Below are 16,366 nucleotides of genomic sequence, written 5' to 3' on the forward strand. Positions count from 1 at the left end.
AAAAAGTTTTGTATAGGAAATATGAAGAGAAGCTGTCCTGTAATTTGGTTTTTCCAAATTACAGGACAGCTTTTTTAGTTAGAAACATTTTACAATTTACAGAATAAGATATATAATCAATAATCATATTAACATTGTTAATATGATTATTGATTATATAATATGTGGGGGTCTTATTTTGAAGGGAAGAGATGTTGTTTTAGGTTTATTAATGGAAAAAGAATTGTCTGGTTATGATATTAAAATTTTGTTTGAAGATGTATTTACTCATTTTTTTGATGGAAGCTTTGGAATGATTTACCCAACTTTAAGACAATTAGAAAAAGAGGGGAAAATAAAAAAAGAGGTTGTTATGCAAGAAGGGAAACCGAATAAGAAAATGTACTTTATTACAGATGAAGGGCGTGAAGAGTTTTATCAATACATGCAAACGGATGTAGAGAAAGACGTTTTACGTTCAGATTTTTTAATGAGGATGTATTTTGGCAATTATAGTGATGATAAGGCGATAAAAAAATGGATTGAAGACGAAATTGAAAGGAAAGAAGCGTACATTGCAGATCTTCGTTTGAAATATGAACAATGGAGAGAAGGTATTACTTTCGTTGAAGAAATTTCGCTCGATGTAGGTATTGCATCATATAGTGCACAAGTAGAGACGTTGAAGAGGAAGTTAGAGCAGTTAGAAGCGAAAGAAAATAATAAAACAGAAGAATGAAAAATGTGTTCAAAATAAATAAAGGGGTAGATGAACATGGAGCAATCAAAGGGACTGAAAATTGTCTTTTTAATGTGCTTAGGTATTTTTCTTTGTATGATTGATACAACGATTATGAATATAGCTTTACCAGCTATACAAACAAGTGTGAATACTTCATTAGAAAAGATGTCATGGGTATTAAATGTATATACAATGACTATTGCGGTACTCGCAATTCCGCTAGGACGGATAGCTGATATTTTTGGAAAAGCAAAGATGTATATTCTTGGTTTGGTGATTTTCGGTGGTGGGTCAGTACTTTGTGCTTTTGCTAATACAGGTGACTTCCTCATTTTTTCTCGTTTTATACAAAGTGTTGGAGCAGCAATTTTATTTCCGACAAGTATGGTAATTGGTGTATCAGCTATGCCGTTAGCAAAGAGGCATGTTGCACTTGCTATTTTAGGAGTAACGCAAGGATTGTCAGCTGCACTTGGTCCAGTAATAGGCGGAATTATTACGCAAAATGTAGGATGGAGATGGGTGTTCTTCGTCAATGTTCCGATTTGTATTCTGGGAATCATTTTATGCTGTATTATGTTACAAGTAAAAAATGAAGAACGTATTATTTCAAAAATTGATTGGATTGGACTTATATTAAGTAGTTTAGCGATTTTTTCTTTTACTCTCGTATTAGTGAAAGGCAATACGTGGGGATGGCAAAGTAATATCGCTTGGTCTTGTTATGCCATTAGCACTATTTCTCTTATTCTATTTGTTTTAGTGGAACGAAAGATTCATAATCCGATGGTGAATTTAAAATTATTTAAAGATCGAATGTTTGTAGGAGCGTCTATCGTTGTTGTATTAAGTAATTTATTTTTAATCGGAGTAACTGTGTTGCTTCCAACTTTCCTGACAAAAATACAACACCGAACGGAAATTGAAGCTGCTTTTTTAGTGACACCTATTTCAGCTATGATATTTTTCATCTCACCTGTTGCAGCAACTTTAATTAAAAAACTTGGAAAAGTAACTATTATTTTGTCAGGGTTTCTTGTTATGGGCCTATCCTACTATTGGTTGCAAATGATTGACGTTAACTCAACAAATATAGAAATTATTATTCCATGTATGATATTAGGTGTTGGATATGGTTTAGTAGTGGGGCCAATTACAGTTTTAAGTGCATCTTCGTTTGAAGGGGAATTATTAACTGCTTCTCAAACTGTCGTATCGATGTTACGTCAAGTAGGTATTGTATTAGCAGTAGCGATATTTGTATCTAACTTAACACACAACTTATCTGTAAATAAAGAGAATGTATATCGTTATGCAGAAGAAAAAGTGCGTAATATTCATGTGGATAGTGCTCAGCAAACTGAAATATTAAAAGTAACAAAAGAAAAGATAGAGAAACAAAGTATAGAAACAAATGTAGAAAAGAAACAAAACGGAACATTTGTAGGGCTAAATAAAGAGAAAAAAGAAGAATTAATTCACAAAAAGGTGGATGAAGTATTAAGCGGAGTTCCAGTAGAATATAGAGAGATAAAAAGAGAAGAAGTTACGAATCGAGTAACAAAAGAAGTTGAAAAACAAGAAGAGAATATAAAGAAAGAAATACTCGTATTTTCAAATGACGTGAATCATTATGCTCAAAATCAGATGGCTACGAGTTTTACAGATTTATATAAAGCGAGTGTTCCAATTATTTTAGTTTGTGCTTTAGTAAGTTTGTTATTTTGGGAAGGCAAGGCTTTGAGTAAAAAGAGAAGGGAAAGAGTGGTAGAGGAAGTGTAAAGAAAAACAGGCTAATAGCAGCCTGTTTTTCTTTACGCTAGTATGAAAAATCTGGGTTTAATTCGTTAAACTTATGACTGTAATGCCTCTTATTATTAAAACCAACAAAATCTATGCCGATGCAAGGTTCTAAATTATCATCTACAACTTTAGAATCCACGAAGCTTAAATGTTTTAACTTTGGTAGCTCTTTAATGAATTGTAGATTTTGTATGTTACCACAATTTGATAAGATGAGCGTTTCTAACTCTGTTAAATAACGAAAATAGTCGTGATTTTTAATTTTACTGCAATGATCGAATTCGACGTATTTTAAAGTTGAAGCATTGTTTTCAATTTCATCAATATGTTCTAAATTTCTTAAATAATTGAGTTCTAAATGTTTTAATTTAGGAAATGCTCTACATCCTTCTAATGAGTTAATGTTCCCTTGTGTAATTCTTAGTTTTTCAAGGTTTTGTAAAGACATTAATTCTTCAAGATTTTTTTGTTTCGGTTTGTATTTCCAAATGTATAGTTCTTTTAAGTTAGGACAAGATTCGAACCCTGTAATGTTTTTATTCCACTGTATGTAAAGTTCCTCTATATTTTTAAAGCTTTCTAGTGCTGTTAAGTTTAGAGCGACTTTTGGTTCTTCTAGTGATAAAGATTTTAAGTTTTTTAATTTATATAAAGCTGAATAATCGGTAATGTATGTACTATTAATTTGTAACGCTTCTATTTTGGGACAGCGTTCTAGAAAATTAATTTGGTCGATACTATACCTAAGGTCATTAATGTAAACATTTGTATAGTTGTTTGTATTAATGAAGTCTACGTATTCATCCAGTCTATTTTCATGAATTTGTACTACGTCATCTATAACTAAAAACTCTTTCGGTTTCTTCTTAATAGATATTTGTAAAGGGTTCATATATTGAAATATTTCCGTTTTGTTTTCTAAAATAGTTTCAACACTTTTTTTGACATTAGAAACACTGTCTTTTTCTTTGTAAGCTATTAAAATAGGTTCTATTTCTGATGGATCTGTTAATAAAACTTTGGGATTCATTTCATGTATTAGATCTTCATTTGAAGGTATACAGCTAACCATTGCTTCCAGTGCTATTAAACTTAATGGTTGTCCTTTTGTTAGCCAAGATTTAATCCGTTTCCAAGTTAGTTGTGATACTGCAGCTAATCGTCCCCAATCGTTATGAAATGATACTGCATTTTCCTCTATCCAATCTAACATTGCTGAGGATTGAAAAGAATGTAAACAAATGAAGGAAGTGATCGGAAGCTCACATTCTAATACTGATTTTAGCTTTTCTATTACTAAAGGAAATGCTTCTTCAAATGATAAACAGTGAGCGGCAGCGTGTGAAAGAGGTGCAATTAAATCTTCATCAAATTCCTTCCACAGTTTTCTTATCCAATCTGAGGCATTTTCTCCTAATACACATATAACAACCTCGAGTAATCGAGTTTTAATTACACTATTTATCGTGTTAGAAAAGCGGTTCATAACAGCATCCAATACTTCGCTTTTATCGTACATATTAAGAGCTTCAATTTCTTCTTCTTGAAGAAACCATCGAGTCATTGTGTAATCAAGTAAGTTTTTAAAGTTTGAGCGAACTTCTTCTAAAGTAGGCGCGGGTGTAAGTTTGTGCTCATCCATCTCTAATTCTGGTTGCGTCGCTTCACCATCTCCTTCATAAAAATCGTCGTGCAAATAATACTTATAAGGTGAATGAACGATTGCAAGATTGTACCATTCATTTGGATGTAGAGATAACGAGATAAGACGTTCATGACATTGGCTACATAATTTATAAGGTTGATTTGCTTCATCAGATTCTTCTATTTGCTGTACTGGATTATGTTTGCAAGCTTCGCATAATTCTAGTGTTTTTTTCATTGTTTTCTCCTTGTATATTGTGAATAGTAGTATTTTTAATATAGCATGAGATAAGTAAAGTATAGTTAGAGATTTTTTAATAATTAAAGCGACGGATGAAAAATGACATTGAATATGTAACGTTAAACATAGTACATTAACAAGAGTAATGAATTTTATTAAGTGGGTGAGAAAATGCTAGATAAGGCGGATGCTTCAATAAGTAATCATATGTATACAGAAGAAGAGCAACAAAAATTATACAAACGAACGTTAATAATCGTAAGTATTTCACAAATGTTTGGCGGGGCGGGATTAGCTGCTGGAATTACAGTAGGTGCACTTCTTGCACAGCAAATGCTTGGAACAGATGCATATGCAGGATTACCGGCTGCTATGTTTACAATGGGATCCGCTGTAGCGGCTTTCTTTGTTGGGAAGTTATCGCAAAAATATGGTCGCCGAATAGGACTTGCAACAGGGTTTATAGTAGGGGGACTAGGGGCTATTGGAGTTGTATTGGCTGCTTTAACAAATAATATTATTCTATTACTAGTCTCTTTACTCATATATGGTTCAGGTACAGCTACAAATTTACAAGCTCGTTATGCTGGTACCGATTTAGCGGATAAGAAGCAGCGAGCAACCGCTATTAGTATTACTATGGTAATGACGACTTTTGGTGCGGTTGCAGGACCGAATTTAGTAGGCGTAATGGGAGAGTTTGCGCATTCAATTGGAATTCCTAACCTTGCGGGTCCGTTTATATTATCAGCAGCGGCATTTATACTTGCGGGTCTTGTCCTTTTCGTTATGCTTCGTCCAGATCCGTTAATTATTGCTAACATAATAGAAAGATATAAACAGGAACATACATATAAAGGACAATCGGTAACTAATGAAACGTTAGAAAATAAAAGGGGCATTACCGTCGGAGCAATCGTTATGATACTTACTCAAATAGTGATGGTTGCGATTATGACGATGACTCCAGTTCATATGGGACACCACGGTCATGGTTTAAGTGCAGTAGGCCTTGTGATCGGTTTTCATGTAGGTGCAATGTATCTTCCATCTCTCGTTACGGGAATGTTAATTGATAAAATTGGCCGAACTACGATGAGTATAGCTGGTGGGGTGATTTTACTTGCAGCGGGTGTAATAGCTGCGATAGCACCAAGTGATTCTTTACTATTATTAATTGTTGCTCTTTCTTTACTTGGATTAGGGTGGAATCTCGGATTGATTAGTGGTACAGCACAAATTGTTGATTCCACAACTCCTTCTACACGTGCTAAAACACAAGGGAAAATAGATGTTTTTATTGCGTTAGCCGGAGCTTCAGGTGGAGCAATGTCAGGAATGGTAGTAGCTAATTCAAGTTATGCGGCATTATCATTAGCAGGAGGGGCTGTAGCCTTACTGCTTGTTCCAGTTGTGATATGGTCTCGGACAGGTAAATAAAATTTAGATAAAAGAAGCGGCGTTCAAAGGGAGGTAACCAATCTTTGAATGCCGCTTTTTTGTGATTAACTAATAGTTTAACTGGAATCGTTGATATATTATGAGTTGTGATAGATATATTCGAAAAAACATTAATATGATTTCATTTACCGTAATGTTAGTTGTATAAAAGGAAATTTTAGTTTAAATCCCACTCCACGATAAGCCCTAAATGCGTAAGTCCACCGCCAAAACCGTACAGTAAAAGTGTATCTCCATTATTTAAATTTCCTTCTTTTCTAAATCGTTATTAGACAATATTTAATCTGGAATATAAGTACCAATTGGCAATACGAGATTTAGAATTCATAGGAACATCTCCTAACTTATTTTTATAACCTGATATTGATATCAGGTTATAAAAATGTCGATAAAGACTTTTATTGTATTGAAACGATAATGTTTAATTCACTATGGAGGAATTTGGCGAATGACGTAAAAATAATATACGAAAAGTTTCTAAAATTGATAATGTGAAGGGGTCTGAGATTCTTGAAAAGAATCGTTTATTTATTGCCTTTTGTCTTAATTTGTAGCTTTACTTTTTTTATTTCGTCAGAGAAATCTTATGCTTGTGATTGTACTAAAGCATCACCAGAAGAGAGGTTACAAAAAAATGATGTAGTGTTTGAAGGTAAGGTATTAGAAGTTCAAGAGAAAGATGGAGAAATGAAAACATTATTTGAAGTGAAGAAAATTTGGAAAGGGACAAGTTCTTCGCAAATTATCATTTATACAAGTTTTGGTAGCTGTACATTTCGTTTTGCAGAGGGGGGAGAGTATCTAGTCTTTTCTTCTTATACAGGGGAGAAAAAGTTAGGGACATCTATCTGCAGTGGAACGAAGCGATTAGATGATGCAAAGATGGAGAAACAGACTTTAAGTCATATTGCAAAAGAGTCAACTCCAACGAAGAAAGTGGATTTAAAAGGTGAGATAGTGAGCGGTTTAAGTTGGTGGCAAGTTGCTATCATTTCTATAAGTGTGTTACTGATAATTGCTGTTGTTATTTTTATTGTGAGAAGAACTCGCAAAAAATGACGATTAAAGTAAGAATATAAAGATTTTCTTTAGAGTGATATAGTCTGTTAAATCTTGTGAAAGCGAATTACTTATGCTACACTTTATATAACTTGAAATGAACGGAGGGGCTTCCTTTGATCTTAATCAGATTACGTCTCAACACTTTGTGCCAATAATTGAATAGCGCTCAAAGGCTCTGTCTGTGTACAGAGTGAACGGGATTGGTCTGCCTATTTTAAAGGAACCCTTTATTAAGCTTATATGTGAAAAAGAGGGAGGGACGAATACGCCCTCTTTTTGTTTTGCCTTTAAAAATAGAATGGGATAGTATAGGTGAACACTTGGTGTGAATACGTATATTATCTTAGGACTTTTTGACCATGTTATAGGACGAAAGCACTGCTTTCTTCTATTTCTTTGGTGAACCCTTATCCGTTTACGAAAGCACAGGCAGTGACCTGTGCTTTTTATTTACGTAATCGAAATGGAGGAATAAATATATGGAAGAATTATTACAAAGAGCAATATTAGTTGGAGTAAATTTAGGTAAGGAAGCTGATTTTGCATATTCGATGGAAGAGTTAGCGAATCTTACGGAAGCTTGTGATGTGGAAGTAATCGGTCAAGTGACGCAAAATTTACAACGAGTAAATCCGTCGCATTATATTGGAAAAGGGAAGATTGAAGAAGTAGCAGCGTATGTGAAAGAAGTAGATGCAAATATGGTCATCTTTAATGACGAATTATCTCCTTCACAAATTCGAAATTTAGAAGAGGATTTAGATTGTAAAGTAATTGATCGTACCATTTTAATTTTAGATATCTTTGCGCAACGTGCGAAAACGAAAGAAGCGCAGTTGCAAGTAGAAGTGGCCCATCTTCAGTACATGATGCCTCGTTTAATTGGTCTTCGTGAATCTTTAGGAAGACAAAGCGGGGGAGTTGGCACGAAAAATAAAGGTGTCGGTGAGAAGAAGTTGGAATTAGATCGTCGTAAAATTGAAGAACAAATTGCAGCTCTAAATAAAGAATTAGAAGCACTTGTTGCACAGCGCCAAACGCAGCGTAAACAACGTAAGAAAAATGAAATTCCAGTTGTGTCATTAGTAGGATATACGAATGCAGGTAAATCAACGATAATGAATACGATGCTTGAAATTTTTAATGGTACTGTAGAGAAACAAGTATTTGAAAAAGATATGTTATTTGCGACGTTAGAGACATCTGTACGAAATATTGATTTACCAGATAATAAATCATTTTTATTAACAGATACAGTTGGATTTGTAAGTAAATTACCGCATCATCTTGTCAAAGCATTCCGTTCAACGCTAGAGGAAGTGGCGGAAGCAGATTTACTCATTCACGTCGTAGATTACTCAAATCCCAATTATGAGCAATTGATTGATATTACAAATGAAACGTTAAAGAAAATTGGCGTGGAAAATATCCCGACGATTTATGCATACAACAAATCAGATTTGGTAGATGTTGAAATTCCGAAAGTGCAAGAAGATCGCGTTTATCTATCTGCGAAGAAACATGTTGGAATTGAAGAGCTTGTAGAAGTGGTTCGTTCACACATTTATAAAGAGTATACGAAGTGTGAAATGTTAATTCCATATGATCAAGGACAGGTAGTTTCGTATTTCAACAATCATGCACACGTTTTATCTACGAGTTATGAAAACGAAGGTACGAAAATGGCACTAGAATGTAAGACAAGTGATTATGAGAAGTATAAGCGTTTTGCTATTTAATAGAAAAGGCGATCCTAATATGTTTTAGGGTCGTCTTTTTCTTCATAGTTGCAAGCCTTCCTTTCGTCCTGTTCCAGTATAAAAGAAAACACAGAGAGTTCATATAAATAAATCCGACAAAGCATATAGAAAAAATATATTTTTTTAGAAGTTGAATTTCTGGAAATAGAAACGAAACCAGTATAGAATAGAAATGTTTCAAAACTCAGAATTTATTACACTTACTGTAATAAATATATATTTTGTACAGGAAGGAGAGATTCGTATATGCAGGCAGTTTCACAAAAAAGTGCAGTGGAAACACCGACGATATATCGAATATTATTTGCGATTAGTTTCGGACATTTTTTAAATGATTCGATGCAAGCAGTTGTGCCAGCGTTGTTTCCTATTTTGGAAAAAACGATGAATTTATCCTACATGCAAGTAGGGTGGATAGCGTTCGCGTTAAATATGACGTCATCGATTATGCAGCCGGTTTTTGGTATGTATTCAGATAAGAAGCCGTCACCATTTTTATTACCACTCGGTATGTTTTCGAGCATGCTTGGAATGATTGGGCTCGCGTTTGCCCCGAATTTTATTATTGTTATTATTTCTGTTTTATTTATTGGATTAGGTTCCGCAGTCTTTCATCCAGAAGGTGCCCGGGTTGCTTATATGGCAGCAGGTGCCAAACGTGGTTTAGCACAAGCGATTTATCAAGTGGGAGGAAATACAGGGAATTCGCTAGCACCTATTTTTACAGCGCTCATTTTCGTTCCACTAGGTCAAATTGGTTCTCTAGGTTTTACTGCTTTCGCAGCGGTAGGGATTGTGTTGTTACTTTTTGTTTCAAATTGGTATAAAAATGAATTAGCGACTGGTGCTGTAAGAAGGAAAAAGAGGGCTGCACTTGAGGCTGAAAATGCGATTGTAAGTACGCACATTAAATTTGTTATTATACTTCTTGTTTTTCTAACATTCGTGCGTTCTTGGTACGGTGCTGGTATCGGGAATTTCTATCAATTTTATTTAATAGAGCATTACGGTTTATCGATAAAAAATGCACAGTATTTCGTCTTTGCTTTTATGATTGCTGGTGTATTAGGTACTTTCTTTGGTGGTCCGCTAGCGGATCGATTCGGTAAGAAAAAGATCATTGTCTTTTCGATGCTCGGTTCAGCACCGCTTGCACTATTGTTACCGCACGTTTCTCTTATGTGGGTTGTACCGTTGTTTTTATGCATCGGATTTATTAGTTCTAGTAGTTTTAGTGTAATCGTTGTATATGCACAAGAACTTGTTCCAGGTAAAGTTGGAATGGTATCTGGATTAATTGTCGGCCTTGCGTTTGGCCTTGGAGCATTAGGTGCTGTAGTTCTTGGGAAATTGGCTGATATGTATAGTCTTCAGTTTATTATGCTATTATGTAGTTGTTTACCATTAATTGGACTAACTTCATGGTTACTGCCAAATGATAAGAAAACGATAGAATAGGAGATGCGCTATGAAAGTATGTGAAAACGTTACAGAATTAATAGGAGATACACCTGTCGTTCGATTATCTAAATTTATTCCAGAAGACGCGGCGGATGTGTATGTAAAACTGGAAATGTTTAATCCGTCACGCAGTGTGAAAGATCGTGCTGCTTTTAATTTAATTCATATTGCGGAGGAACACGGTCTCATTAAGCCAGGTGATACAATTATTGAACCGACAAGTGGAAATACAGGAATTGGTTTAGCGATGAATGCAGCAGCCAAAGGATATAAAGCAATTTTAATTATGCCAGACAATATGTCCAAAGAGCGTATTAATTTATTGAAGGCATACGGCGCAGAAGTAGTTTTAACACCGGCAGAACAAAGAATGCCAGGAGCAATTGCGAAGGCGGTAGAGTTACAAAAAGAAATTCCAAATAGTTTTATTCCGCAGCAATTTGAAAACCCAGCAAATCCGGATGTTCATCGTTATACGACTGCACTTGAAATTTATGAACAAATGGATGGAGAGCTTGATGCATTTGTAGCAACCGCAGGAACAGGTGGAACAATTACAGGGACCGGTGAAACATTAAAAGAGAAACTACCAAACTTATATATTGCAGTAGTAGAACCGAAAGGATCACCAGTGTTATCTGGTGGTGTTCCAGGCCCTCATAAACTAGTCGGAACAAGTCCTGGTTTTATTCCAAAAAACTTAAATACAGAAGTGTATAACGAAATTATTCAAATTGCAGATGAAGAGGCATTAACTACAATGAGGAACTTAGCAGGACAAGAAGGATTACTAGTAGGGCCATCTTCAGGAGCTTCTGTTTACGCCGCAATTATGATAGCGAAGCGTCTAGGTGCTGGTAAAAAGGTTTTATGTATTGCACCTGATACAGGGGAACGTTATTTAAGTATGGGGCTATTTGAATAAAAATGATGAAAACACCTTAATAGTAAGGATGAAAATCCTCTATTAAGGTGTTTCTTTTAGAAAAATAGAGAATGGATGAGTGGGGAGAATGACAATGAAACTATTAAAACTGACATACGAATATCGCGAACAAATTATGGAGTATAGGCAGGCATTTTTAAATTCAGGAGAACAACCACACGGTAGTAGTTCTTTACAAAATTTTGCTTCTCTTGATGAATGGTTTGAAAAAGTGAGTATACAAGAAGTAGGAGAAAACTTACCATCTAATCGAGTACCATCTAGTCAATTTTTAAGTTTTGAAAAAGGAGAACTTATAGGTTTTGTGAATATTAGACATCGATTAAATCCAGAATTATTGCTGGAAAGCGGTCATATCGGTTATAGTGTGCATCCTAATAAACGTCGCCAAGGATATGCTACTAAACAACTTCAACTTTCATTGGCTGAAGCGCAAAAATTAGGATTGAAGAAAGTGTTAATAACTTGTGATAAATCTAATATTGGTTCTGCTAAAACGATTCAAAAGGTTGGCGGTGTGTTAGAAAATGAAGTAGTTTCTACTCATACTGGCGAAATTGTTCAGCGTTATTGGGTAGAAATATAATTTAGTAGGAATTTGAAAAGGTAATGTAATGCGGAATATTGAAATAGATAAATGAAAAGTAAGGGGAGTACTGCAGTTTTAGGGGGAAATGAAATGGGATTAAAAGAGAAAGCGATAAAAATGTCGGAGATTTATAGGCAAAACCCGAAAGTCGAAGCTATTATTTTAGCAGGATCTGTAGCTAGAAAGTTAGAAGATGAACATTCAGATATTGAATTACATATTTTATGGTCAGCACCGCCAGAGGATGAGGATCGTCAAGGACCTATTAACAATATTGGTGGAACGATTTTGTCATATCATCCTTACGAGGAAGAAGAATGGTCGGAAACATATTTGACGAAAGAAGGAATTAAACTAGAGATTAGTAATTTTTTAACAGTGACAGTAGAAAAGGTTATTTCAGAAGTTATAGAGCAGCATGATATAAATTATGAGAAACAATGTATTGTATCATCGGTTCATGATGGTGTGAGTTTGTATGGAGAAGTGAAAGTACATGCTCTAAAAGATAGAGTTGAAGCATATCCAGAAGAACTGGCGAAAAGGATGATTTCAGAAAACCTTTGGTTAAGCAATCGTTGGCATAATCGAGAGGCTCTTTTGAAACGAAAAGATTGGCTTATGCTTTATGATGTTATTTGTGAAGTACAAAGAAATATATTTGGGGTCTTGTTTGGAATGAACCGAATGTACGTGCATCATCCTGCATTTAAATGGATGCCAGATAATGTGGAACGAATGAGTATTAAACCTGAAAATCTATATGAGCGTATGGCAAATACGCTGATAGGGGAACCGGAGTATAGTGTACAGGAGTTAGAAGTGTTAATCGAAGAGGTATTACATTTAGTAGAACAATATGCTCCAAAATTAAATATTGCTGAACAACAAAAGCATATTCAATATGCGAAGTAAAAAGAAGAGATGTAACAACAAGTTACATCTCTTCTTTTTTATTTAACTAATTTCCCTAGTACAGGTAAACGTTGAATACGATCACCGAGAATATGCGAAGCAAGTCCACTTGTTAATACGAATAAAAGATAAACAAGTCCTCCTGCTGATGCGCATATAAACACAATAATCAGTGATTCTATATAAGATTGGCCAGGAATAATCCAGCCTATAAATGCTCTTAATGCGATTACAACAGCAGACATTGCCGCGGAGTAAATCGTAATAAGAAATACTGTTTTTGCTGTTTCGCCAATTTTAAATTTCGCAAACTTAACGATGCAGTACAACATAATAATATTTGAAACGAGATATCCAAGAATTGTTCCAAGTACAGCACCATGTCCACCGAATAAGTGTAAAAGTGGTGTGTTCAGCACAATTTTAACGAGAATACCGACTGAAAATGCAATCATTGTTTTTCTTTGATAATCAATTCCTTGTAATATGGCTGCTGAAACTGTGAAAATCGCACTTAATATAGCAGACGGTGCAAATGAAATTAAATATTGTGATCCACCAAGTGCAATTTCAGGATTTACATAAACCATGCGGAATGCATCGTAAGCGATACTAGCTAAACCGAATGCTGCTGGGATAGTGAAGAATAGCAATACTTGAAATATCTTTGAAATTTGTCCTTGTAATTCATCTAGCTTCCCGCTTGTATAAGATTTCGTAATAGCTGGAATTATCGTTAATGAGAATCCAGTTGCAAGTGAAGCCGGAATCATAATTAACTTTTGTGCATAGTTCGTTATATAAGCGAAAACGGCATTCGCGGTTTCTAAAGGCTCTCCCATCGCTCTAAGGACATCAGCAACGGTATATTGATCTACTAACGTATAGAGTGGAATTGCAATACCAACAAATACAATTGGGATTGCATATCGAAGTAATTCCATATAAATATTTTTTAATGGAATATCGGATGCCCTTGACTTCAATTCACCTTCAGGAGGCTTTAATCCGTTATACTTTTTCCAGTACAGCATTAAAATAGAGACGCTGGCAAGTGCCCCGATAACAGCGCCAAACGTAGCAACTGCAACAGAAGAAGCTACTGAACCTCCTAATATTTTGGAGACGATGAAGCTACCAACTAAAATGAAAACAACGCGCGCAATTTGTTCCACAACTTGAGAAACAGCACTTGGTTTCATATGTTGAAAGCCTTGGAAATAACCACGTGTAACACTCATAGCTGGTACGATAATAAGCGCGAAACTTAATGCTCGCATTGTAAGTGTTACGTCGGCGATAAATTGTGGATCTGGTGTTTTCGAGCGAATAATAAATTGTGATATGTACGGTGCTCCAATAAATAAAGTTAAAAATCCTAAAAAGCCCATAAACAACATCAATTTTACGCTCGAGTTATACAATTTTTTACTTGTACTATAATCACCAAGCGCATTATGTTTTGCAACAAATTTTGAGACGGCAATTGGAATACCAGCTGTTGAAAAGCTTAATAAAATACCGTACCAAGAGTATGCATATCCGTATAAAGCGACCCCTTGCGTTCCAACTAATAATTGAAAGGGGAAAAAGTATATAAAACCTAAAATTCGTGAAATCATTGTTGCACCGCTTAATAAAGCAGTACCCTTTAAAACTTTTGAAGTAGACAAAATTCTTTCCTCCTACTCGTGCTGCCTTGCATTTATCGTATACTACTATAAACCTGTTAGAGAAGTTAATACAGTATAAACCATAAATGTTCTAATACTATTCATTTAAAAGTCATATTTTGAATTTTAAAATAGAATGTAATGCATAAAATTTCAAAATATAAGTTGACACTATTTTTAATGTATGATAAAAATGATAGTAATCAATTCGGAAAATAATATTTGAGCAATGAAAGGGTATAGTAGTGAAAATCTCCCTATTTCAGAGAGCTGATGGTTGGTGTGAATCAGTATATAGATTATTCATGAAGTTCGTCCTGGAGCATCTTTCATAAATCTCACATTGTGAGGAAATGAAAGACGGTAGTGCATACCGTTATCAAATAAAGTGGTGAAGATTTTTTTCACAACTAGGGTGGTACCGCGATATATATCGTCCCTACGTATTTACGTAGGGACGTTTTTTATTTAGGTCTTAACTTTGTTGTGTCTTCATAACTAGGGTGGTACCGCGATATTTTATCGTCCCTACGTATTTGCGTAGGGGCGTTTTTATTTAGGGCTTACTTTTGTTGTATCTTCATAACTAGGGTGGTACCGCGATATTTTTTGTCGTCCCTACGTATTTACGTAGGGGCGTTTTTTATTAGGGAGGAAGTGAGTGTATTAGAAAAGAGTATTGATAGAACAATATAAATACTGAATTGTAAAATAAAAATAGAAAAAGAGAGGAGATAAAAAGATGAATTCACAGCAATGGACATCGAAATTAGGTTTCGTATTAGCTGCAGCAGGTTCAGCAATTGGTCTTGGGGCGATTTGGAAATTCCCGTATATGGCCGGAATCGGAGGAGGCGGAGCGTTCTTCCTTATTTTCATCGGTTTCACATTATTAATTGGTTTACCGCTATTATTAGCTGAATTCGTTATTGGAAGAAGTACACAAAAAGAGGCTGTTGATGCGTATAGAGAGATTGCTCCTAAAACGTTATGGCCGTGGTTAGGTAAATTAGGGATTGTAACATGTTTCATATTACTTTCTTTCTACAGTGTTGTAGGGGGCTGGATTTTATTATACTTATGGAATGCAATTACAGGTAGACTATGGGAAGGGAATGGAGCATACGAAGCTACGTTTGGTGAAATCATTTCCAATCCGTATTTAGCAGTTGGATCACAGCTATTATTCATCCTTATTACTATTTTTATCGTAAGTAAAGGTGTACAAAATGGTGTTGAAAAAGTAAATAAATATTTCATGCCAGCGCTATTCGTTTTATTCTTTATATTAATTGTTCGTGCACTTACGTTAGACGGTGCTGGAGAAGGAGTTCGATTCTTCTTACAACCTGATTTCTCAAACGTAACATCAGAAATCATTTTATATGCAATGGGGCAATCGTTCTTCTCGCTATCTGTCGGTGTAGCCGTTATGGTAACGTATAGCTCATACTTACCGAAAGAAGAAAGTTTACCGCGTTCAGCATTTTCTATCGTAGCTTTAACACTTGTTATTACATTACTTGCAGGACTTGCAATTTTCCCAGTTGTGTTCGCATTTGGAATGGAACCATCTCAAGGACCAGGACTATTATTTATCGTATTGCCAGCTATTTTCAGTAAAATGGCGTTTGGAAAATTATTCTTCATCGTTTTCTTATTACTATTCTTCTTTGCTACTATTACATCAGCAATTTCGATGTTAGAAATTAGCGTTGCATCTTTAACAACAAAAGGTAAAAGCAAAGGAAAACGTGAAAAAATGGCTTTAATTGTTGGGTTGTTAATCTTTGTTGTTGGGGTACCATCAGCATTATCATTCGGTTTGTTAAGTGATGTGAAACCATTTGGGAAAACAATTTTTGATTTAGCAGACTATGCGGTTAGTAACATACTAATGCCACTTGGTGTTTTATTAGTTTCCATCTTTGTTCCGTTGAAAATGAAGAAAGATGTATTAATGAAAGAGCTTGGTGTAAGTAAAAATAAAGGCTATAAACTATTCGTATTATGGTTATTCTTACTTCGCTATATTGCACCAATTGCGATTATTATCGTATTCCTAAATGTACTTGGAATTATATAAAAAG

The 16,366-nt window shown here is 34.9% G+C and carries 12 protein-coding genes, 1 pseudogene and 1 other annotated feature; of the genes and pseudogenes, 10 read left to right on the plus strand and 3 right to left on the minus strand.

Annotated elements, in window-relative coordinates:
• Positions 1-178 precede the first annotated feature (178 nt).
• The gene (locus EXW56_RS08975; protein WP_002200942.1) at positions 179-718 is read left to right on the plus strand and encodes a PadR family transcriptional regulator; all 540 of its coding nucleotides are present in this window, start codon (positions 179-181) and stop codon (positions 716-718) included.
• Between the two features lie 36 nt (positions 719-754).
• Complete coding sequence (locus tag EXW56_RS08980) at positions 755-2,503, plus strand: MFS transporter (RefSeq protein ID WP_215597377.1); 1,749 nt, start codon at positions 755-757, stop codon at positions 2,501-2,503.
• A 37-nt stretch (positions 2,504-2,540) separates the two neighbouring features.
• Here the strand turns inward: EXW56_RS08980 and EXW56_RS08985 are convergent, their stop codons facing one another.
• The gene (locus EXW56_RS08985; RefSeq protein WP_002200940.1) at positions 2,541-4,406 is read right to left on the minus strand and encodes a leucine-rich repeat domain-containing protein; all 1,866 of its coding nucleotides are present in this window, start codon (positions 4,404-4,406) and stop codon (positions 2,541-2,543) included.
• A 174-nt stretch (positions 4,407-4,580) separates the two neighbouring features.
• Here EXW56_RS08985 and EXW56_RS08990 point away from each other — a divergent pair, with 174 nt between their 5' ends.
• Positions 4,581-5,849 carry an MFS transporter gene (locus tag EXW56_RS08990; protein WP_002200939.1) on the plus strand — a complete coding sequence of 423 codons (1,269 nt, stop codon included), beginning with the start codon at positions 4,581-4,583 and terminating at the stop codon, positions 5,847-5,849.
• A 178-nt stretch (positions 5,850-6,027) separates the two neighbouring features.
• On the opposite strand, the pseudogene EXW56_RS08995 reads toward EXW56_RS08990, so the two are convergent.
• A pseudogene (locus tag EXW56_RS08995) lies at positions 6,028-6,129 on the minus strand (3-oxoacyl-[acyl-carrier-protein] synthase III C-terminal domain-containing protein); the annotation flags it as partial.
• A 251-nt stretch (positions 6,130-6,380) separates the two neighbouring features.
• On the opposite strand from EXW56_RS08995, the gene EXW56_RS09000 reads away from it, so the two are divergent.
• From EXW56_RS09000 to EXW56_RS09025, 6 genes are all read left to right on the plus strand, one after another.
• The gene (locus EXW56_RS09000) at positions 6,381-6,929 is read left to right on the plus strand and encodes a cobalamin biosynthesis protein CbiN (protein WP_215597378.1); all 549 of its coding nucleotides are present in this window, start codon (positions 6,381-6,383) and stop codon (positions 6,927-6,929) included.
• A 482-nt stretch (positions 6,930-7,411) separates the two neighbouring features.
• Positions 7,412-8,671, plus strand: a complete 1,260-nt coding sequence (gene hflX, locus EXW56_RS09005; protein WP_002200937.1) for a GTPase HflX — start codon at positions 7,412-7,414, stop codon at positions 8,669-8,671.
• Positions 8,672-8,938: 267 nt separating this feature from the next.
• A complete protein-coding gene (locus EXW56_RS09010) occupies positions 8,939-10,150 on the plus strand; it encodes an MFS transporter (protein ID WP_002200936.1) in 1,212 nt (403 codons plus the stop codon).
• A 10-nt stretch (positions 10,151-10,160) separates the two neighbouring features.
• The gene (cysK, locus tag EXW56_RS09015; RefSeq protein WP_002200935.1) at positions 10,161-11,078 is read left to right on the plus strand and encodes a cysteine synthase A; all 918 of its coding nucleotides are present in this window, start codon (positions 10,161-10,163) and stop codon (positions 11,076-11,078) included.
• Between the two features lie 94 nt (positions 11,079-11,172).
• Positions 11,173-11,685 (plus strand): GNAT family N-acetyltransferase, encoded by a 513-nt coding sequence (locus tag EXW56_RS09020; protein WP_002200934.1) that lies wholly within the window; start codon positions 11,173-11,175, stop codon positions 11,683-11,685.
• A 93-nt stretch (positions 11,686-11,778) separates the two neighbouring features.
• Positions 11,779-12,603: a DUF4037 domain-containing protein gene (locus EXW56_RS09025; RefSeq protein ID WP_016104497.1), complete on the plus strand. Its 825-nt coding sequence runs from the start codon at positions 11,779-11,781 to the stop codon at positions 12,601-12,603.
• A gap of 38 nt (positions 12,604-12,641) precedes the next feature.
• Here EXW56_RS09025 and EXW56_RS09030 read toward each other — a convergent pair whose 3' ends face one another.
• Positions 12,642-14,276: a putative polysaccharide biosynthesis protein gene (locus EXW56_RS09030; protein WP_002200932.1), complete on the minus strand. Its 1,635-nt coding sequence runs from the start codon at positions 14,274-14,276 to the stop codon at positions 12,642-12,644.
• Positions 14,277-14,496: 220 nt separating this feature from the next.
• Positions 14,497-14,720, plus strand: a binding site (T-box leader).
• 298 nt (positions 14,721-15,018) lie between these two features.
• Here EXW56_RS09030 and EXW56_RS09035 point away from each other — a divergent pair.
• On the plus strand, positions 15,019-16,362 hold the full coding sequence (locus EXW56_RS09035) for a sodium-dependent transporter (RefSeq protein WP_002158375.1): 1,344 nt from the start codon (positions 15,019-15,021) through the stop codon (positions 16,360-16,362).
• Positions 16,363-16,366 lie beyond the last annotated feature (4 nt).

Origin of the sequence: Bacillus mycoides, assembly GCF_018742245.1 — a bacterium.
GTDB classification, from domain to species: Bacteria; Bacillota; Bacilli; order Bacillales; family Bacillaceae_G; genus Bacillus_A; species Bacillus_A cereus_U.